A 20143-nucleotide genomic window follows, 5' to 3' on the forward strand; every position below is an offset into this window, starting at 1 on the left:
GATGAAAAAATATTTGACCCTCAGCCACCTGGGATCGGTTTCCGCTCTGGGGGTCGCGACATGCTGTGTTCTTCCAATGGCTATGATGTTGCTCGGCTTGGGTGGCAGTTGGTTGGCGATATTCGGAAAAATAGCGGCAGCAAGCTACTATGTTCTCGCCATCTCAACAGTGCTGGTCGCAGTTTCGTGGTTCGTAGCGCATCGAAACGGGACGTTGGCAAATCTGAAATGGTGGCTTGTCGGAAACACGGCGACTACCGCGTTGGCATGGGTCATCGTGTTCAATGAGGCTCAAATCAACGATTATCTAATCATGCAGATGTGAGACAATGACAAAACAAACTGTGGTGCTGGATAGCACTTTGACCTGCCCTCGGTGTGGGCACATTGAAACCGAGAAGATGCCAACTGACTCGTGCCAGTGGTTTTATGAATGCAAATCATGCAAGGCAGTCTTGAAACCGTTAGAAGGCGATTGCTGTGTTTTTTGTTCCTACGCAACTGTCCCGTGCCCGCCAATTCAGTCAGGTGACTGCTGTTGTGGATAAGCGGGCCGCAACCGCAACATCCGAGAAAGGTTTTGATTGTCCGCATTGGCTCGTCGGCCAAAGTTTGCAAAGTCTGGTTTCTGCGCATCGCGACCATCAAACTCGCACAACTCTGCGCCATGGCTAACGGTAGCAAAGTCCGCGTCTCGCGAATTGCCTGACAAAACCTCGCTGCGCCCGGCACCAATAGCCGCTCTTTACGCCGCACTGCCGTGTTCAAGATGATGCCCGCGCAGCAAGAAAATCAAATTCACAGATTGGGGCTCAAACCGGACACTTGCGGTACCGCCACAAATGCAGGGATATGGCGACTTGCTCAGTGCATGACGCAAAGGTCAGAATATTCTTTCGCCCAACACCTATGACTACCGAGGAGCCGGCAGGAACGTGCTTGCGTGCATGATGATGTCGAAATGCTGCATCCCTTTCTGCAGATCAAAACTGACAGAATGCCCGCCCTTACGCAGCAATTCCGCATAGTCCCGGCTTTGACGAATGAATTCGGGTGTGTCGCGCTCGGCGACGGTTAAATGGTAACGCGGACCGGGGGCGGGCAGGTGCAGAATGGGTGAGAGATCGTGTATTTCGACCGGGGTCAGTTGCAGCGGGTCATTCACCGGCGTCAGGCTGATCGGTTCAAGATCATAGACGCCGCTAATCAGAATCACTTCTCGTACCCGCAAGCCGGCGCGGGCTAGCGCATCGGCTGAAGTCGCCATCATCATGGCCGCCAGATGTGCCCCGGCGCTGTGCCCCGACAAGGTGATCTGCGCCGGATCGAACCCAAGGGCCGTCGCCTGTGATCCCAGCCAAAGCAGGGCATCGCGGCACTCTTTGATCATCTGATCCAGTCGGGCCTCAGGTGCGAGCGTATAGTTCAGCGTTGCAAAGGCTTGCCCGTTTTCCACCAGTGTAGGGGCCATCATCGCCGACTCACGCTGACTGAGCGCCTGCCAGTAACCTCCGTGAATAAAGACATGCAGCGGAGCGTTGGCCGTCGACGCAGGAAAGAAGTCGAGCACCTGTTCAGATGTTTCGCCGAAGGGCAGGTTTTCCCGGCATTCCATCCGGGCGCGGTTCTGCGCACTCAGCGCGGCGTAGCTTTCAAGATAGGGTGTCAGATCGCCGCCAACCATCGAACTGGGAGAATACTCCTGCTCCAGCTCTGTCTGAGTGAAACCACGATACAGCATCGCCTACTCCTGCCCACTATACATCAATTCGGTGCGCACATCGTAGAGATCGTGAAAGAACCGCAAGTCCAGCGCTTTGCGCAGGAACGACACACCGCTGGACCCGCCTGTACCTGGCTGGTTGCCAATAACTCTCTCGACCGCAGTGACATGGTCAAACCGCCAGCGCTGGAACAGGGATTCAACGTCCATCAGCTTTTCGGCCAGCGCATAGAGGTCCCAATACTGATCGGTATTGTGAAACACCTGAGCCCAGATTTTCACCACGCGCGGGTCGCCGGAATAGGGTTGTGCAAAGTCACGGTTCAGCAGGTCATCAGGCACGTCAAACCCTTGCCGGGCCAGCATGTGCAGCACTTCGTCGTAAAGCGAAGGCTTGGTCAGTGCGGCATCCAATAATTCCATGACTTCGGGATCATGCTGGTGAACCTTCAGGGTCGAGGCATCCTTGTTGCCCAGAATGAATTCAATCTGACGATAGCCATAGCTTTGAAATCCCGAGGAGCTGCCAAGTGCTTGCCGAAAGGTCATGTAATCGGCGGGGGTCATGGTCAGAAGCGTTTCCCACGCGGAAATCAACTGCCGCTGGATTGCTTTGACCCGGTCGAGATTCTTCATTGCCGGGCCAAATTCGTCCTCTTGCAGAAAGCGGCGCACTTCGACCAGCTGGTGATGCATCAGCTTCAGCCACAGCTCGCTGACCTGATGGATGATTATGAACAGCATCTCATCTGGTTGCGCGGGATCCTGAAACGTCTTTTGCAGATTCAATAGGGTTTTGAGCTGCAGGAAATCGCCATAGCTCTTGCGGTGGGTTTCGGCGAAATCCGTGACCAGAGTGTCCTCGATCCCGCGTTCAAGATACCGGTTGTCCTTGTCGCTCATCTGCGCCTCCAAACACCTGAGTTCCCTCCTGTTTAGGGGGTGAAGCCGTTTAACGCCAGAGGGTTAGGTCCAATCCAGAACAACCTTGCCGGATCGACCTGATTTCATCTCGCCAAAGCCCTTGGCGAATTCATTAACCTTGAAACGGTGCGTGATCACTCGGCTGACATCCAAGCCGTTTTGTAACATGGCAATCATCTTATACCAGGTCTCGAACATCTCGCGCCCATAGACACCTTTGATGGTGATGGCCTTGAATACGATGCGGGACCAGTCCACGGGGGATTTTCCAGGTGGGATGCCCAGCAGAGCGATCTTGCCGCCCATCACCAGTGCCTCGACCATCTGGTCCAGTGCAATTTGTGAACCTGACATCTCTAGCCCGACGTCAAAACCTTGCTGCATGCCCAGTTCGGCGATCACGTCCTGCAAATCTTCCTTGGTCACATCGACAGGGCGCAATGTTGGCACAACATGCGCAGCCAGCGTCAAGCGGTCCGGATTGATATCGGTGATCACCACATGCCGCGCGCCTGCATGGCGGGCCACGGCGGCGGCCATGATGCCGATGGGGCCTGCACCGGTGATCAGCACATCCTCACCCAGCAGATCAAAGCTGAGTGCAGTGTGCACAGCATTCCCCAACGGGTCGAGAATGGCTCCGATTTCGTCGGGAACGTCATCGGGCAGGGGTACCACGTTGAAGGCAGGTAGTTTCAGGTATTGCGCAAAGGCACCCTGTTCGTTGACGCCGATTCCGCGCGTGCCGGGATCCAGATGGAACTTGCCAGCGCGGCTTTGGCGGCTGTCGGTTGTGATCAGGTGCCCCTCGCCGGAGCAGCGCTGGCCGATCTCAAGCCCGGTCACGTTGCGCCCGATCTCAACGATTTCACCGGCAAATTCATGGCCGGTGATCATCGGGGTGGGCACCGTGGCGGCGGCCCAGTCGTCCCAGTTCCAGATGTGGATATCGGTGCCGCAGATGCCGGTCTTGTTGATGCGGATCAGCACTTCATCAGGGCCGATCTCGGGCACCGGGGCCTGCACCATCCACAGCCCCTCCTCGGGCTTGGATTTTTCCAGCGCTTTCATCGTATTGGGTCGCATCAGATAATCCCCAGCTCTTTGCCGACCTTGCCAAAGGCGGCCAGCGCACGGTCCAGCTCATCCTTTGTCAGCGTCGCATTCATCTGCGTTCTGATCCGTGCCTTACCGCGCGGGACGACGGGGAAGAAAAAACCCGAAACATAAACGCCTTCGTCAAACAGCTTTGCGGCCATGTCCTGCGCCAGTTGTGCTTCGCCCAGCATTACCGGGATGATCGGGTGTTCGCCCGGTAGAAGGTCAAAACCCAACTTTTCCAATCCCGCGCGCCAATACTTGGCGTTGCCGAACAGTTGCGCGCGCAGCATGTCGCCCTCTTCGACCAGACGGATGGCTTCGATCCCGGCAGCAACGATTGAAGGCGGCAGCGAATTTGAGAACAGATAGGGCCGCGCCCGCTGCCGCAGCAGGTCGATCACCGGCTGCGGCCCGGCGATATAACCGCCGATTGCCCCCCCAAGTGCCTTGCCCAAGGTTCCCGTCAGAATATCCACAGCGACACCGAAATGATCCGGTGTACCGGCCCCGTTCGGACCCATGAATCCGGTGGCATGGCAGTCATCGACCATGACAATGGCGTCATATTTGTCCGCCAGTTCGCCGATTTTCGGCAAGTTAGCCAGATAGCCATCCATCGAAAACACACCGTCTGTCGCGATCATGATGTGACGCGCGCCGTCCTCGCGCGCCTGCTTCAGCCAGGCCTCCAGATCGTTCATGTCGTTGTTCAGATAACGATAACGTTTGGCCTTGCACAACCGTACCCCGTCGATGATTGAGGCATGGTTCAGACTGTCCGAGATGATGGCGTCTTCAGGCCCTAACAAAGGCTCAAACAGCCCTCCATTGGCATCAAAACAGGCGGCAAACAGGATCGCATCGTCCTTATTCAGGAATTGTGCCAGCTTCTGTTCCAGCTCACGGTGAATGTCCTGTGTGCCACAAATAAACCGGACCGAGGCCATGCCGAACCCTTTGGGCTCCATCGCATCTTTGGCGGCGGCGATCAGTGCCGGATGATCGGCCAGACCCAGATAATTGTTGGCGCACAGATTGATGACCTGCCTGTCGCCCACAGTAATTTCGCCGCCCTGGGGCGAGGTGATCATTCGTTCACGCTTGTACAGACCCTCCGCTTCGATCTGCACGAGGGTGTCGGTGACATGGGACAGGAATGCATCTGACATGGCGATCTCCGTTCAACTGAGTCGCATGTCTAACATAACGGATGAAATTCCCAAATAGGGGAATTACAGTATGAAGGAAAAATTTCCGTAAAGGCGGAAATGCGCCGGTGTCAGGCGTTTTTGACGATCAGGAACACCCTTGCTGGCTTCTTGGCTGTAATTGAGTGCAGAACGTCCGCCGCGTATCGCGCGGTGTCGCCCTGGTTCAGTTCGCTGACGGCACTGCCCGAGGTGACGCGCACCGCACCTTCAAGTACCGTCAACTGTTCATGCGCGCCGCGGGCGTGTGGTTGGCTGTTCAGCGCGCCATCACTGTCAAAGCGGATATCGTAGACCTCGTGGCCACCGGCCTCTTCGGGCGGGGAGAGGATACGGATGCGGCAATTCTGGCCCATATTGTCGATGCTGGGCACTTCGTCGCTGCGCAGGGTTTCGATCTGATCGGCGTTATTGGCCTCTTCCAGCAGGCCAGCGAAGTCCACCTGCAGGGCGCGGGTCAGGTTCCACAGGGTCGAGATCGTCGGGCTGCTTTCACCGCGTTCGATCTGGCTGACCATGGATCGGGACACGCCGCTGAGATTGGCCACAGCTTCCAGCGACAGGCCTTTGGCGCGGCGGGCCTCTTTCAGGCGGGCGGGCAGGCGCGTCAGGATATCGTCTGAATTTTCCGTCATGACGGAATCTCATGCGCGTTTGGTGGCCTCATGTCAATTCCGCTTGTGACGGTACGTCCTATGGGACAGTTCCAATGGCTGGATGCATAGTGCCCGCAAATCCACGAGGAGAAGAGACATGAAAGATATCGTCATTCTTGATGGTGCGCGCACCGCGATTGGCACATTTGGTGGCGCCTTGGCTTCAACTGCGCCGATTGATCTGGCGACCGTTGTGACTGAAGCGGCGATGGAGCGATCTGGAGTTGCGCCCGAGCAAATCGGCAATGTGGTGTTTGGTCATGTCATTAATACCGAACCACGCGACATGTACCTGTCACGCGCCGCGGCCAAGCAGGCCGGTATCCCCGTTGAAACGCCCGCGATGAACGTAAACCGTCTGTGCGGGTCCGGTGCGCAGGCGATTGTGTCGGCGGTACAGTCCCTGATGCTGGGCGACGCCGAATTCGCTGTGGCTGGTGGCGCCGAAAGCATGTCGCGGAGTCCGTATATCGTGCCACAGGCGCGCTGGGGAGCGAAGATGGGCGATGTCACCTCGATGGATATGATGCTGGGCGCGTTGAACTGCCCGTTTGGCACTGGCCACATGGGCATTACGGCGGAAAACGTTGCTGATGAGCACCAGATCACACGTGAGCAGATGGATGAATTCGCGATGGCCAGCCAAACCCGTGCGGCGGCTGCGCTGGAGGCGGGGTATTTCCAAAGCCAGATCACGCCGGTTCAGGTCAAGGTCAAGCGCGACATGGTCGATTTTGTGGTCGACGAGCATCCCAAACAGACATCCGCCGAAGCGCTGGCCGGGCTGCGTCCTGCCTTCCGCAAGGATGGCCGGGTGACGGCAGGCAACGCGTCGGGCATCAACGATGGTGCGGCGGCGATGGTACTGGCCACGGCGGAGGCGGCCGAAAAGGCCGGCTTGAAACCCAAGGCACGCATTCTGGGCTATGGCCACGCAGGCGTACGCCCCGAGGTGATGGGCATTGGTCCGGTTCCTGCGGTGCAAAACCTGATGGCGCGGACGGGCCTGACGCTGGGTGATTTCGATGTGATCGAAAGCAACGAAGCCTTTGCCGCGCAAGCGTTGGCCGTGAACAAAGAGCTGGGCTTGGATGCCGCCAAGGTAAACCCGAATGGCGGGGCGATTGCGCTGGGCCATCCGGTGGGTGCAACCGGTGCGATTATAACGCTGAAAGCCCTGTATGAGCTGGAGCGCACGGGCGGGTCCAAGGGTTTGGTCACCATGTGCATCGGTGGCGGTCAGGGCATTGCCATCGCCTTTGAGCTGCTCTGAAACCGAACCAAGCAGGGGGGCTGTCTGCCCCCCATCGCACCTATGGCGCAATTCCCCCCGAAGGTATTTTTGGCCAGATGAAGCGGGCGGGATTGGGTTTAGCTGAAGCTTGTCAGCAATAGGACGAGGGCCGCGCCGGTAGCGGCACCAATGGTGGCGGGCAAGGCAACGGACCATAGGCGCGACCGGGTCGGCTCATCCTTTTGGGTTTGGGAAATCAATGCGTTTTCTACCAGTGCTGGAAGCCGCGGACCAAACCGGGCAAGAACCATTGCTGTTTTGCCAAGATCGCGAAGTGCGGCGCGGGGGCCGATGGATTGTTTGATGTAGTCTTCGACCACGGGCCGGGCGACTTCCCAGATGTTCATTTGTGGGTCGAGTGAGCGCGCGACGCCTTCGACCACGACCATTGTACGCTGAAGCAGGATCAGCTCGGTCCGGGTTTCCATGCCGAAGCGTTCAGTGACTTCGAACAGATAGCTGAGCAACCGTCCCATTGAGATATGGGTGGCGTTCATTCCAAAGATCGGCTCTCCAACCGCGCGCAAGGCACGGGCAAATTCGTCGACATCCTGGTTGGCGGGGACATATCCGGCCTCGAAATGAACCTCGGCCACGCGCTTGTAGTCGCGGCGGATAAAGCCAAAGAGAATCTCGGCATAGACCCGGCGCGTGTATTCGTCGATATGGCCCATGATGCCATAGTCATAGGCAATGATATCGCTATTTGCCGCGACCTTCAGGTTACCCTGGTGCATGTCGGCATGGAAATAGCCGTCGCGCAGAGCATGCAGCAGGAACAGGCGCAGCACGCGTTCGGCCAGATCGCGGCGGTCATGACCGGCTGCATCCAGTGCGCCATTGTCGCCCAGCGGGATGCCATCTGCCCAGCTGAGAGTCATTACCCGACGCGCCGACAGGGACCAGACCACGGGGGGCAACCAGAATCCGGCATCGTCCTTGGTGTTAGCGGCATATTCCGAGGCAGCCGAGCTTTCCAGACGCAAGTCCAGCTCGCCACGCACGACGCCGTCGAAATGTTCGATCACTTCCATCGGGCGCAGGCGGCGCGCGCCGGGGGCGAAGAGTTGCACGATTCGGGCAGCAAAATAGAACGCATCAACATCCTTGCGGAAGGCACGTTCGATCCCCGGCCGCAAAACCTTGACGGCGACATCCTCGCCTGTGCTGACCAACTTGGCCTTATGGACCTGGGCGATTGAGGCGGCCGCAATCGGTTCGCTGAACTCATCGAATATCTCGACGACGGGTTGACCAAGCTCTTTCTCGACCTCGGCCATGGCCTCGGCCTTGGAGAACGGGGGCAGTTTGTCCTGCAGCACGCGTAGCTGTTCGGCCAGTTCGTCTCCAACCACGTCGGGCCGCGTGGACAGAACCTGACCGAATTTTATGTAGGCAGGTCCCAGGGCGGTGAGGGCACGGGTGGCTGGGGGCATCGACGGATCGCCTTTGTAACCCAGCCATTGAAAGGGTTTGCCCAGGGTGTGGGCCAGAACGCGCAGGGCACGTGGTGCTTCGAACGCGTCCAGAACGACATTCATGGCACCTGTCCGCTCCAGCGTCGCGCCGGTCCGGATCAAGCGGATGATATTGTGAGGGCCGCGCATCAGATTTTCCAGCCGGAATGCAGTGCGGCAATGCCCATGGTCAGGTTACGGTATTTCGCGTTGTCGAACCCGGCGGTGCGGACCATGTTCAGGAAAGTATCCTGATCCGGGAAATTACGGATCGATTCGACCAGATACTGATAGCTGTCAAAATCATTGGCGATCAGTTTCCCCATGCGCGGGATGACATTGAAACTATAGAGGTCATAGAGTTTCTGCAGCCCGTCATTGGGCAACTGGCTGAATTCCAAAACCATCAGGCGGCCGCCGGGTTTCAATACGCGGTAGGCCTCGTTCAATGCCTCTTGCGGGCGAGTCACGTTTCGGATGCCGAAGGAGATCGTGTAGACGTCAAAGGTGTTATCCTCGAACGGCAGGGCCATCGCATCGCCCACCACCCAATTCAGACTGTCTGACATCTGATCCGCCTCGGCCCGCTGTCGGCCTTCGATCAGCATCGGCTCGGTCAGGTCCAGAACGGTGGCATGGCCACGGCCTGCGCGTTTCAGGAACCGGAACGAGATATCGCCGGTACCGCCCGCCACATCCAGCAGGCGCTGACCGGGGCGTGGGGCCAGCCAGTCCATCATTGCGTCTTTCCAGATCCGGTGAATGCCCATCGACATGACATCGTTCATCACATCGTATTTTGAGGCGACCGAGTTGAACACGCCCTGCACGCGCCCGGCCTTGTCGGCCTCGCGCACGGTTTCGAACCCGAAATGAGTGGTCTTGTCGCTGTTGTCGGACATTTGCCTTGCCGTTTGTCGAATTTCGCCTCTGTTATAGGGCCATAAGAACCGGGCACAATGCGGCCCTTTGGAATAGGAGCCAGGAAATGCCCGAATTGCCCGAGGTCGAGACAGTAAGACGCGGCCTGTCCCCGGCGATGGAAGGTATCGTGATCGAACAGGCGGATGTAAATCGCCCCGATTTGCGCTGGCCGTTTCCTGACCGGATGGCCGAACGGCTGACCGGCCAGCGGGTCGATCGGTTGCGGCGGCGGTCCAAGTACATTCTAGCTGATCTTAGCAGTGGCGAAACGCTACTGATTCATCTGGGCATGTCCGGGCGGATGACGGTCTCGGGTGATCCGCTGGGCCAATTTGCGCATACCCATCCCATGCCCGAGAAACATGACCATGTGGTGTTCCACATGGCCAATGGTGCCCGGATCACCTTCAATGACCCACGTCGGTTTGGTGCGATGGACCTGCTACCTACGGCAACCGCCGAGCATCATAAGCTGTTATCGGTCCTGGGACCGGAGCCTTTGGGCAATGATTTTCATGAACAGCATCTAATCGAAGCGTTCAAAGGCAAGAACACACCGGTCAAATCAGCGCTGTTGGATCAGGGAATCGTTGCAGGACTGGGCAATATCTACGTCTGCGAAGCGCTGTATCGGGGTCGAGTGTCGCCACGTCGCAAAGCGGGACAGATTTCTTCAACCCGCGTTGCCGGGTTGGTTCCGATCATTCGTCAAGTGCTGCAGGAGGCGATCGAGGCAGGTGGATCGTCGCTGCGGGATTTCCGGCAAGCCGATGGAGAACTTGGATATTTTCAGCACAGCTTTGATGTCTACGGGCGCGAGGGTGCGCCCTGCCGGACAGGGGGGTGCGGGGCAGAAATCAAGAGAATCACCCAGTCCGGTCGCTCATCCTTCTATTGTGTGCAATGCCAAAGATAGCTTGATCCAAGTTTTTCGCGTGGTAAGGAATCGTACCTGAACGGAACAACCGGAAGCTTTAACTCATGGCTTTTGAGACGATCATCGTCGAAATCGAAGACCACGTCGCCCTCATCAAACTCAACCGCCCCGATGCGATGAATGCGCTGAACACTCAGTTGCTGGGTGAATTGTGCACCGCGTTGGAAGAGGCGGATGGAAACGACAAGGTACGCTGCGTCGTCATCACCGGCTCGGACAAGGCCTTTGCCGCAGGTGCGGACATCAAGGAAATGTCCGAGATGAGCTTTGTTGACGTCTTCACTGTCAACCTGTTTGCCGAGGCCAACGATCGCATCTCGGCCATCCGCAAACCTATCATTGCAGCAGTTGCGGGTTATGCGCTGGGCGGTGGCTGTGAATTGGCGATGCTGTGCGATTTCATCATTGCCGCCGATACTGCCAAGTTTGGCCAGCCTGAAATCAATCTGGGCGTTATTGCAGGGCTGGGCGGCAGCCAACGTCTGACCCGGTTCGTCGGCAAGTCAAAATCGATGGACATGAATCTGACCGGTCGCTTCATGGACGCGGAAGAGGCTGAACGTTCTGGTCTTGTCAGCCGGATTGTACCGGCCAAGAAGTTGATCGAAGAAGCCATTGGCGTGGCCCAGAAAATTGCCGAGAAATCGCAACTGTCGACCATGGCGGCAAAAGAGGCGGTCAACCGCAGCTATGAAGTGCCGTTGAGCGAAGGTATGTTGTTCGAGCGCCGGGTGTTCCATTCGATGTTCGCCACCGAGGACCAGAAAGAAGGCATGGCAGCCTTTCTGGAAAAACGCTCGGCTCAGTTCCGGGACAAGTAAACCGGCCACGAAATATGTATCGAACAGGCGAGCTGAGCCCGCCTTTTTCTTGCCAGCGGTTCAGCAGTGAAGAATCGGCTTGGCAAAGCCTGAAAACTTGGCTATGCACCGCCGCTATACATGCGCGTGCGGCCCGCTTGGCCCGACTCACACTCGTGATTCTGATCCGGTGCGGATATCCGTGGCGCGCTTACTACATAACCGTACCTAACAAAGGTCAGAGACACATGGCAAATTCGCCCCAGGCAAAAAAACGCGCTCGTCAGAACGAAAAGCGTTTCGCCGTTAACAAAGCGCGTCGTTCGCGTATCCGCACCTATCTGCGCAAAGTAGAAGAAGCAATCGCATCCGGTGACAAGGACGCAGCAACTGCTGCTCTGCGCGCAGCTCAGCCCGAACTGATGCGCGGCGTCACAAAGGGCGTCTTCCACAAGAACACAGCCTCTCGCAAAATGTCCCGTCTGTCGGCCCGCGTCAAAGCGCTGGCCTGAGTCTTTATGTGACCTAGGGTCACGTAAGCATGGCTGAACTATTCCGAAGGGCGTCGCATATCGCGGCGCCCTTTTGCTGTTGCCAGAATACCGCGTCTTCACGTTGCCGAGAGATTCTTTCGCACAAAGACCCGAGTCAATATCAGAGTTTCGTTGCCGCAGACGTCGGCCTCTTGTTACCACTGATACAGCGATTCACTCGCTTGGGGGGACAGGCTGTTCCTGCGATTGTACTGACGGGCATCAGAGCGGTCGAGGAACGAATGTTGGCATCCGGATAAACCGGTTTGCTGATCTGCTGAGGGTCTTGGGGTAACCGAGGATCCGAGCCCTGTCTAAAGATAAGATTGCGAAGCGCAGGCCGCTTTTCGGGATATTCAGGTGCTGGATGTCACGAGTTTGGATTGTGCTGACTTTCAGGGACAAACCCGCCAAACTTCTGCGGTTTGGCGCAGGGTATCCTTTTGCGAGTGACATCGTGATCCGGGCGACCGGGGCTTAGTAATAAGGCCGACAGGCCAATAAAGAATGGGATGCGTGAGGCGCTTAATGACACAAGAGAAATGGGGACTACTGCGTAACAAACTGCTCAAGGCGATCGGAAAGAACAACTATACCACCTGGATCGAGCCTCTTGAATTCCAAGAGCTGCAGGACGGTGTAGCGGTGTTCTCGGTTCCGACGAACTTTATGGGCAATTATGTGAGCCAGAATTTTGCGGATCTTATCCTGTATGAGATGAACACCGCTGGAGAATCTGTACAGCGCCTCGCGTTCCGAGTGGCAGCGAACTCGCCGGTACGTCCTTCGAACGACGTGGCAACTGCGCCTGCCCGCGTTCAGGAAGCGCAAACGCAGACTTTATCCGCGACCGCGAATGATGCGTTGGAATCCCTGCAGGCGGCGCCGTTGGATTCTCGTTTCACGTTTGACAGCTTTGTGGTCGGCAAACCCAACGAGCTGGCCCATGCCGCCGCGCGTCGTGTGTCCGAAGGTGGCCCCGTGACTTTTAACCCGCTGGTTCTGTATGGCGGTGTCGGCCTGGGTAAAACCCACCTGATGCATGCCATCGCTTGGGAACTAAAGACCAAACATCCCGAATTGAATGTTCTGTACCTGTCGGCGGAACAGTTCATGTACCGCTTTGTGCAGGCGCTGCGGGAACGCCGGATGATGGACTTCAAACACCTGTTCCGTTCGGTCGATGTGCTGATGGTTGATGACGTCCAGTTTATCGCTGGAAAGGATTCGACTCAGGAAGAGTTCTTTCACACCTTCAACGCGCTGGTAGACCAGAACAAACAGATCATCATCTCGGCCGACCGCGCTCCGGGCGAGATCAAGGACCTGGAGGACCGTGTGAAATCACGCCTGCAATGCGGTCTGGTCGTTGATCTGCATCCCACTGATTACGAACTGCGTCTGGGCATCCTGCAAACCAAGGTTCAGCAATACAGCCGCACCTATCCTGACGTGACTATCGTAGATGGGGTGCTGGAATTCCTGGCCCATCGCATCTCGACCAATGTGCGTGTTTTGGAAGGGGCCTTGACCCGGCTATTTGCCTTTGCCTCGCTTGTCGGGCGCGAGATCGACATGGAGCTGACGCAGGATTGCCTGGCGGACGTGCTGCGCGCGTCAGAACGCAAGATTACCGTCGAAGAGATTCAGCGCAAAGTGTCAGAATATTACAATATCCGCCTTAGCGACATTATAGGCCCCAAGCGTTTGCGCTCCTATGCGCGCCCGCGTCAGGTGGCGATGTATCTGTGCAAACAGCTGACCAGCCGCTCTTTGCCCGAGATTGGCCGTCGGTTTGGCGGACGCGATCACACCACGGTCATGCATGGCGTCAAACGCATCGAAGAACTGAAGACAACCGATGGCCAAATCGCCGAAGACGTGGAAATGCTGCGTCGCGCGCTGGAAGCCTGAGTATCTTCTAGGCATTAAACAGGCGCCCCGGATCCTGATAGCCGGGGCGTTTTTTTGTGCGCAATAGTCCACGGTTGGCTATGAACTGTGACCGCAGGGTCACGCGCCTCTTGACCCTGCGGGCAAACCGACTCAGAAATCCATAAAAAATCCTTGTGCCTCAGGGCGGAGGCGCTAACGTGCCAGTCCCGCCCATTTTCGGCACGCAAGTCAGAGGAATTAAGGGTATGAAGATCAGCATCGAACGCGGCACCCTTCTCAAGGCCGTTTCCCAGGCCCAATCCGTCGTCGAGCGACGCAACACGATCCCTATACTTGCTAATGTTCTGATCGAGGCCGAAGGCGATCAGGCCATGTTCCGCGCCACCGATCTGGATATCGAAGTGGTCGACAAGGCCCCTGCGCAGGTGGAAAAGGCCGGCGCCACCACGGTTGCCGCCACAACCCTGCACGAGATCGTGCGCAAGCTGCCCGATGGCGCGCTGGTCACCCTGACCGCCGACAGTGCGGCAGGTCGTCTGACGGTTGAAGCCGGGCGATCGAACTTCTCTCTGGCGACTCTGCCGAAAGAAGATTTCCCGGTTATGGCCTCATCGGAATACCAGTCGAACTTTACGGCTTCGGCAGCATTGCTGCGCCGTTTGTTCGACAAATCAAAATTCGCCATCTCAACCGAAGAGACGCGGTACTATCTGAATGGCGTCTATATGCATGTTTCAGATGGCTCCGAAGGCGGCAAGGTGCTGCGCTGTGTGGCCACCGATGGTCACCGTCTGGCGCGCATTGACGCAGACCTTCCGGATGGGGCTGCGGACATGCCCGGCGTGATCGTGCCGCGCAAAACCGTGGGTGAGATGCGCAAGCTGTTGGACGATGACGAGATGGATATCGCCGTTTCCGTCAGCGAAACCAAGGTGCGTTTCGCAACGCCGGATATCACGCTGACCTCGAAGGTGATCGACGGCACATTCCCCGACTACACACGGGTCATCCCGCAGGGCAATACGCGGCAACTGGAAGTGGATGCGGCTGAGTTTGCGCAGGCCGTCGACCGGGTTGCGACGGTCTCGTCGGAACGTTCGCGCGCGGTCAAGCTACAGCTGGACACGGATAAGTTGGTTCTTTCGGTCAATGCCCCGGACAGCGGTGCCGCCGAAGAAGAGCTGGCCGTCGCATATTCAGATGAACGGCTCGAAATCGGTTTCAACGCAAAATACCTGCTGGAAATTGCTTCTCAGGTAGATCGCGAAAACGCGGTGTTCCTGTTCAACTCCGCCGGTGATCCGACCCTGATGCGTGAAGGCAATGACCTGAGCGCGGTCTATGTGGTCATGCCGATGCGTGTCTGATCGGCTTTGGGGGCTGATCGCTGAGGAAAGAGAGGGGTCATGACCTTGGCCCTGACCGAACTGACGGTCTCGCATTTTCGCTCTCACAAACTGGCGCGTCTGTCGCTGGATGGCCGTCCGGTTGCCATTCACGGACCCAACGGCGCGGGCAAGACCAATATCCTTGAAGCTGTTTCGATGTTTTCACCCGGCCGTGGCATGCGGCGGGCCAGTGCTGCCGAGATGACGCGGCGGCCCGAGGCGCTGGGCTGGAAGCTATCCGGTCTGCTGCAAGCGCAGGGACAGCATTACGAGATCGAGACATGGTCCGAAGGCGGCACGGCGCGGCAGGTTCGGATAGATGGCAAATCCGCCAGTCAGATCGATCTGGGCAAGCTGGCGCGGGTCGTCTGGCTGATCCCGTCGATGGACCGGCTGTGGATTGAAGGCGCCGAGGGGCGGCGGCGGTTTCTGGATCGCATCGCGCTCAGCTTTGATCCTGCCCACGCCGAAGCCTCACTGATTTATGAAAAATCCATGCGCGAACGCAACCGGCTGCTGAAAGAACAGGTGCGCGATGCCCATTGGTACGCGGCGCTGGAAGGGCAGATGGCCGAGACCGGACACCGCATTCATTTGGCACGAGTAGCCGCGCTGAATCGTCTGCGTGCAGCACAGGACCAGGCCGAAACGGCCTTTCCGTCGGCTGTTCTTGAACTGGTTCAAACCGAAGGCGCCATGCCGGAAACGGCGGATGATCTGCGTGAGGCGCTGAATGAAAGCCGCTTTCGCGATCTGGCGGCGGGGCGCACACTGGTCGGGCCACACCGGTCTGACCTGTACGGCGTCTTTGCCGCCAAGGGCGTTCCGGCCAAGGATTGCTCGACCGGTGAGCAAAAGGCGCTGCTGGTCTCGCTGATCCTGTCCAACGCGCGCGCTTTGGCCGGGATGATCGGGGCACCGCCGATTGTGTTGCTGGATGAGGTTGCCGCCCATCTGGATGCCGGGCGCCGCGCCGCGCTTTATGAAGAGATTTGCGCGTTGGGGGCTCAGGCCTGGATGACGGGGACCGGGCCTGAACTGTTTGCAGAATTGGGGGACCGGGCCCAGACCTTGGTTGTCACCGAAGGCGATGAGGGCTCGGTCGTCGATTAGGCCGGTTCGCTGACCTTACGTTCCCACAAGAAGCCGCGCATTACTTCGTCAACTGGGGTCTGTGCCATGTGGTTGACGTAGTTCGACATGGTTTTCTGCGCCAGGCCCAGCACCACGTCCAACACGGCGCGGTGCGAATAACCAGCGTCAAAGAAGGCTTGCAGCTGCGCCTCGGTGGGATTGCCACGGGTCTGCATCATCTGCAGCGTAAATGTCCGCAGCGCCTCGAGCTTGGCATTGGGCAGCGCGGTTTCGTTGCGCAGTGCCTCGGTGATGTCATCCGATACCTTCATCATCTTGGCGATGCCGGTGTGGGCGGGCACGCAATAGTGGCACTCGTTTTCCACATTGATGGTCTGCCAGACAACGGTTTTTTCGTCATTGTCGAAATCGGTCTGCATGAAGAGGCCGTGCAGAACCTGATAGCCTTCCAGATGTTGCGGGCTTTCGGCCATCACTTTGTGCAGGCCGGGCAGGCGGCCAAAGGCGGCCTGAGATTTTTCCAGCAGAGGTTTGGACCCCTCAGGCGCAGTGGTCAGGTCGTGGGATGGGAAGTCGGCCATGTGGATGCTCCATTTTTTGATGTCTGAGTCGGAAATAGTCTTTCTTGAGCGATCACTCAAGTATATATTTGAGTGACCGTTCAAGAATTGGTGATGTTGATGCCCCGCAAACCTGCCTATGACCGAGACGCGCTGATCGCGCAGGCCCGCGACATATTCTGGCGCCATGGCTGGGCCGGGACGTCGTTGAAGGATCTGGAGCGCGAGCTGAAGTTGAAACCGGGCAGTTTCTATGCGGCCTTTGGGTCGAAAGACGCGCTTTATGCGCTGGCGCTGGAACGTTACACGCAGGACGGTGTAGCGCGACTGACAACGCTGGCAGAAGACATCGGGCCGCTGGCCGCGTTAAAGACGCAGCCGCAGATTGTGATCGATTCCAGCCAAACGCCGGTGCAGGCCTGTATGCTCGCCAAGACCTTTGCCGAATTGCAGGCCAGGGATCACCAGCTAGCGCGGAAAGCCAGCCGGCATATGGCTGAGATGAAGCAATGTTTTGCAACGCTGTTTAGACAGGCGCAACAGGCCCGAGAGATCGGTCCTGACCACGATCCAGAGCGGCTTGCGGCGCGCTATCAATCCGACCTATTGGGCCTGCGATTGTCCGCTGAACGCAGCGACGTCAACGCCAAGGAAATCGCCGCAGATATCGCCGCAGACCTCGATCAGCTTTGATCGGCTGAAAATCCAAGCTCTGGCACAAAATATTGGGGGATCGCGTGACATTCCCCACCAGAGAACGTATAAGTTACCAAAATAATATAGGTACTAACGGCATGTCCGAAGACGCACAGGCACCGCAAGAATACGGCGCGGATTCAATCAAGGTTCTCAAAGGCTTAGAGGCAGTTCGAAAGCGCCCAGGCATGTATATCGGCGACACCGATGACGGCTCGGGTCTGCACCATATGGTGTATGAGGTTGTTGACAACGGAATTGACGAAGCTCTGGCCGGTCATGCCGACCATGTGACAGTGAAAATTCACGCCGATTCCAGCGTCTCAGTCAGCGACAACGGTCGCGGGATTCCGGTGGATATCCATCCCGAAGAAGGCGTGTCCGCCGCCGAGGTCATCATGACTCAGCTGCATGCGGGCGGTAAGTTCGACAGCAACTCGTACAAAGTGTCTGGTGGTCTGCACGGCGTGGGCGTTTCGGTTGTGAATGCGCTGTCCAACTGGTTGGAACTGCGCGTCTGGCGCAAGGGCAAAGAACATGTTGCCCGGTTCGAAGGGGGCGAAACCGTCGAGCATCTGAAAGTGGTCGGCGAATGTGGTGACCGTACGGGGACCGAGGTGCGCTTTCTGGCCTCGACTGATACGTTCTCGAACCTCGAATACTCGTTCGAAACGCTGGAAAAGCGCCTGCGCGAGCTTGCCTTCCTGAATTCGGGTGTGCGGATCATCCTGGTCGACGAACGCCCCGCAGAACGGCTGGAAACTGAGCTGTTTTATGAGGGCGGCGTGAAGGAATTCGTCAAATACCTCGACCGGTCAAAGTCGTCTGCCATGCCCGAGCCGATCTATATCAAGGGTGAGCGGGACGATATCGGTGTCGAAATCGCGATGTGGTGGAATGACAGCTATCACGAGTCGGTTCTTCCCTTTACCAACAACATCCCTCAGCGCGATGGCGGTACTCATATTGCTGGTTTCCGGGGTGCGCTGACCCGCACGATCAACAACTATGCCCAATCTAGCGGCATTGCGAAAAGGGAAAAGGTCAGCTTTACGGGCGATGACGCGCGCGAGGGCCTGACCTGCGTGTTGTCGGTCAAAGTACCGGATCCAAAGTTTTCCTCACAGACCAAAGACAAGCTGGTCAGTTCCGAGGTCCGCCCGGCGGTCGAAGGAATGGTGAACGAGAAGCTGGCTGAATGGTTTGAAGAAAACCCAAATGAAGCCAAAATCATCGTGGGCAAAATCATCGAGGCTGCTCTGGCCCGTGAAGCCGCACGAAAAGCCCGTGAACTGACCCGCCGCAAAACGGCGATGGATGTGAACTATCTGGCCGGCAAGCTGAAGGATTGTTCCGAGAAGGACCCGTCAAAGACCGAAGTTTTCCTGGTCGAGGGGGACTCGGCTGGCGGCTCGGCTCAGACAGGTCGGGATCGTTTGACACAGGCCGTGTTGCCGCTGCGTGGGAAAATCCTGAACGTGGAGCGTGCACGGTTCGACCGGATGCTGTCGAGCCAGGAAATCGGCAATCTGGTAATGGCGTTGGGCACGGGCATTGGCCGCGATGAGTTCAATATCGAAAAGCTGCGCTACCACAAGATCGTTATCATGACGGATGCGGATGTGGATGGCGCACATATCCGGACGCTGTTGTTGACCTTCTTCTTCCGGCAGATGCCAGAGCTGATCGAAGGCGGATACCTGTATATCGCGCAGCCGCCGCTTTATAAGGTCGCGCGCGGTAAGTCCGAGGTGTATCTGAAAGATCAGGCGGCACTGGATGACTACCTGATCAATCAGGGCGTCGAGGGTGCGGTGCTGAAACTGGGTTCGGGCGAGGAATTGACCGGCCAGGACTTGGCGCGCGTGGTTGACGAAGCGCGCCAGCTGAAACGCGTTCTGGATGCATTCCCGACACACTATCCGCGCCACATTCTGGAACAGGCCGCCGTGGCCGGTGCCTTTGTCCCCGGTGCGGTTGATGCCGATCTGCAAGGCGTGGCCGACAAGGTCGCAGCCCGTCTTGACCTGATCGCATTGGAATACGAACGTGGCTGGCAGGGTCGGATCACGCAGGATCACGGCATCCGCCTGGCTCGTATCCTGCGCGGCGTTGAAGAGGTGCGTACGCTGGATGGCCCGATGCTGCGCTCGGGCGAAGCGCGCAAGACCGGCAGTTTTACCCAAAGCCTGCAGGAGATCTATAACACATCCGCAACCCTGATCCGCCGCGACCGGTCGCAGGCCATCCACGGTCCGCTGGACCTGTTGCGTGCCATTCTGGAAGAGGGTGAAAAGGGCCTGTCCCTGCAGCGCTATAAGGGACTGGGCGAGATGAACCCAGATCAGCTGTGGGAAACCACGTTGGACCCGGATGCACGAACGCTGTTGCAGGTACGGGTGAATGATATGCTCGAAGCTGATGACCTGTTTACTAAATTGATGGGTGATGTCGTGGAACCGCGCCGTGAATTCATACAGAAAAATGCTCTGAGCGTCGAAAATCTGGACTTCTGAATTTTTGTAGGGGCGCGCACAAACCTTCACGCACCCCATAAGTTTGCACGATTTGCTCATAAGCCTGCAATGTTTCGCGATAATGGTGCAGAGAAAAGTGAGTAAATCGCCTTACGCGGGTGCCGAATGATAGATTTCAGCTTCTCCAGGATTGAACACCTGTTCGCGATGCCAGATCAGGTTCTCCTTGTGCCCAGCAGTTAGACTAGAGATCCGCTTGGAATGTCCGGACAACGAGCTCAATGCCGGCGCGGACAGTTTACTCGAAAATCTAGGTGTCCCATCGTCCTTGAAAGTCACCAGACCCTTGTCGAATGCTGCGTCCCATAATGCTGACAGCAAAATTCCGTTGTGGACGTCCAACCGCTCAGCATCAGTTTCGCAGTCTTTCCACGGCTTAATGTGTTAGGCTCTAGGTCATGTTGACAAATGGTG

Annotated in this window: 20 protein-coding genes; 11 read left to right on the forward strand and 9 right to left on the reverse strand. The window is 57.5% G+C overall.

What is annotated here, in order from left to right; genetic code table 11:
- The first annotated feature begins 1 nt into the window (after position 1).
- Together AC2FLG_RS18730 and AC2FLG_RS18735 are read left to right on the forward strand one after the other, a co-directional pair.
- Complete coding sequence (locus AC2FLG_RS18730; protein ID WP_142635987.1) at positions 2–325, forward strand: hypothetical protein; 324 nt, start codon at positions 2–4, stop codon at positions 323–325.
- A 4-nt stretch (positions 326–329) separates the two neighbouring features.
- Entirely contained in the window at positions 330–548 is a 219-nt protein-coding gene (locus AC2FLG_RS18735; protein ID WP_496707500.1) for a GDCCVxC domain-containing (seleno)protein, read from the forward strand.
- A 365-nt stretch (positions 549–913) separates the two neighbouring features.
- Here the strand turns inward: AC2FLG_RS18735 and AC2FLG_RS18740 are convergent, their stop codons facing one another.
- From AC2FLG_RS18740 to AC2FLG_RS18760, 5 genes are all read right to left on the reverse strand, one after another.
- A complete protein-coding gene (locus tag AC2FLG_RS18740) occupies positions 914–1741 on the reverse strand; it encodes an alpha/beta hydrolase (protein WP_496707502.1) in 828 nt (275 codons plus the stop codon).
- Positions 1742–1744: 3 nt separating this feature from the next.
- On the reverse strand, positions 1745–2626 hold the full coding sequence (locus AC2FLG_RS18745) for a tryptophan 2,3-dioxygenase (RefSeq protein ID WP_142638241.1): 882 nt from the start codon (positions 2624–2626) through the stop codon (positions 1745–1747).
- Between the two features lie 63 nt (positions 2627–2689).
- Complete coding sequence (gene tdh / locus AC2FLG_RS18750) at positions 2690–3718, reverse strand: L-threonine 3-dehydrogenase (RefSeq protein ID WP_496707544.1); 1029 nt, start codon at positions 3716–3718, stop codon at positions 2690–2692.
- A gap of 14 nt (positions 3719–3732) precedes the next feature.
- A complete protein-coding gene (locus AC2FLG_RS18755) occupies positions 3733–4917 on the reverse strand; it encodes a glycine C-acetyltransferase (RefSeq protein WP_496707504.1) in 1185 nt (394 codons plus the stop codon).
- 110 nt (positions 4918–5027) lie between these two features.
- Positions 5028–5591: a helix-turn-helix domain-containing protein gene (locus AC2FLG_RS18760; RefSeq protein WP_271950762.1), complete on the reverse strand. Its 564-nt coding sequence runs from the start codon at positions 5589–5591 to the stop codon at positions 5028–5030.
- A gap of 118 nt (positions 5592–5709) precedes the next feature.
- On the opposite strand from AC2FLG_RS18760, the gene AC2FLG_RS18765 reads away from it, so the two are divergent.
- Positions 5710–6885 carry an acetyl-CoA C-acyltransferase family protein gene (locus tag AC2FLG_RS18765; protein ID WP_496707506.1) on the forward strand — a complete coding sequence of 392 codons (1176 nt, stop codon included), beginning with the start codon at positions 5710–5712 and terminating at the stop codon, positions 6883–6885.
- 98 nt (positions 6886–6983) lie between these two features.
- On the opposite strand, the gene ubiB is transcribed toward AC2FLG_RS18765, so the two are convergent.
- Both ubiB and ubiE read right to left on the reverse strand, forming a co-directional pair.
- On the reverse strand, positions 6984–8513 hold the full coding sequence (gene ubiB, locus AC2FLG_RS18770) for a 2-polyprenylphenol 6-hydroxylase (RefSeq protein WP_282022492.1): 1530 nt from the start codon (positions 8511–8513) through the stop codon (positions 6984–6986).
- The gene (ubiE, locus tag AC2FLG_RS18775; RefSeq protein ID WP_496689847.1) at positions 8513–9265 is read right to left on the reverse strand and encodes a bifunctional demethylmenaquinone methyltransferase/2-methoxy-6-polyprenyl-1,4-benzoquinol methylase UbiE; all 753 of its coding nucleotides are present in this window, start codon (positions 9263–9265) and stop codon (positions 8513–8515) included. The genes ubiB and ubiE overlap by 1 nt, the downstream gene beginning before the upstream one ends.
- Before the next feature lie 86 nt (positions 9266–9351).
- On the opposite strand from ubiE, the gene mutM reads away from it, so the two are divergent.
- The 6 genes from mutM (at position 9352) to recF (ending at position 15954) form a co-directional block, all read left to right on the forward strand.
- Positions 9352–10203, forward strand: a complete 852-nt coding sequence (gene mutM, locus AC2FLG_RS18780) for a bifunctional DNA-formamidopyrimidine glycosylase/DNA-(apurinic or apyrimidinic site) lyase (protein WP_496692737.1) — start codon at positions 9352–9354, stop codon at positions 10201–10203.
- A 65-nt stretch (positions 10204–10268) separates the two neighbouring features.
- Positions 10269–11045, forward strand: coding sequence for an acryloyl-CoA hydratase (gene acuK / locus AC2FLG_RS18785; RefSeq protein ID WP_142638228.1), 777 nt, complete (start codon positions 10269–10271; stop codon positions 11043–11045).
- A gap of 227 nt (positions 11046–11272) precedes the next feature.
- Complete coding sequence (gene rpsT / locus AC2FLG_RS18790; RefSeq protein WP_496707507.1) at positions 11273–11536, forward strand: 30S ribosomal protein S20; 264 nt, start codon at positions 11273–11275, stop codon at positions 11534–11536.
- Positions 11537–12085: 549 nt separating this feature from the next.
- Positions 12086–13471 carry a chromosomal replication initiator protein DnaA gene (dnaA, locus tag AC2FLG_RS18795; protein WP_142638224.1) on the forward strand — a complete coding sequence of 462 codons (1386 nt, stop codon included), beginning with the start codon at positions 12086–12088 and terminating at the stop codon, positions 13469–13471.
- A gap of 227 nt (positions 13472–13698) precedes the next feature.
- Positions 13699–14820 (forward strand): DNA polymerase III subunit beta, encoded by a 1122-nt coding sequence (gene dnaN, locus AC2FLG_RS18800; RefSeq protein ID WP_271950744.1) that lies wholly within the window; start codon positions 13699–13701, stop codon positions 14818–14820.
- A gap of 39 nt (positions 14821–14859) precedes the next feature.
- Entirely contained in the window at positions 14860–15954 is a 1095-nt protein-coding gene (recF, locus tag AC2FLG_RS18805; protein WP_496707508.1) for a DNA replication/repair protein RecF, read from the forward strand.
- On the opposite strand, the gene AC2FLG_RS18810 is transcribed toward recF, so the two are convergent.
- Positions 15951–16517 carry a carboxymuconolactone decarboxylase family protein gene (locus tag AC2FLG_RS18810; protein WP_142638218.1) on the reverse strand — a complete coding sequence of 189 codons (567 nt, stop codon included), beginning with the start codon at positions 16515–16517 and terminating at the stop codon, positions 15951–15953. The genes recF and AC2FLG_RS18810 overlap by 4 nt on opposite strands.
- Positions 16518–16616: 99 nt before the next feature.
- Between AC2FLG_RS18810 and AC2FLG_RS18815 the strand changes: the two genes are divergently transcribed.
- Both AC2FLG_RS18815 and gyrB read left to right on the forward strand, forming a co-directional pair.
- Positions 16617–17189, forward strand: a complete 573-nt coding sequence (locus AC2FLG_RS18815; RefSeq protein ID WP_496707546.1) for a TetR/AcrR family transcriptional regulator — start codon at positions 16617–16619, stop codon at positions 17187–17189.
- Between the two features lie 101 nt (positions 17190–17290).
- A complete protein-coding gene (gene gyrB / locus AC2FLG_RS18820) occupies positions 17291–19708 on the forward strand; it encodes a DNA topoisomerase (ATP-hydrolyzing) subunit B (RefSeq protein WP_271950736.1) in 2418 nt (805 codons plus the stop codon).
- 111 nt (positions 19709–19819) lie between these two features.
- Here the strand turns inward: gyrB and AC2FLG_RS18825 are convergent, their stop codons facing one another.
- Positions 19820–20110 (reverse strand): HNH endonuclease, encoded by a 291-nt coding sequence (locus AC2FLG_RS18825; RefSeq protein WP_496707548.1) that lies wholly within the window; start codon positions 20108–20110, stop codon positions 19820–19822.
- Between the last annotated feature and the right edge of the window lie 33 nt (positions 20111–20143).

It is taken from the genome of Ruegeria sp. CDSA193 (assembly GCF_059611885.1).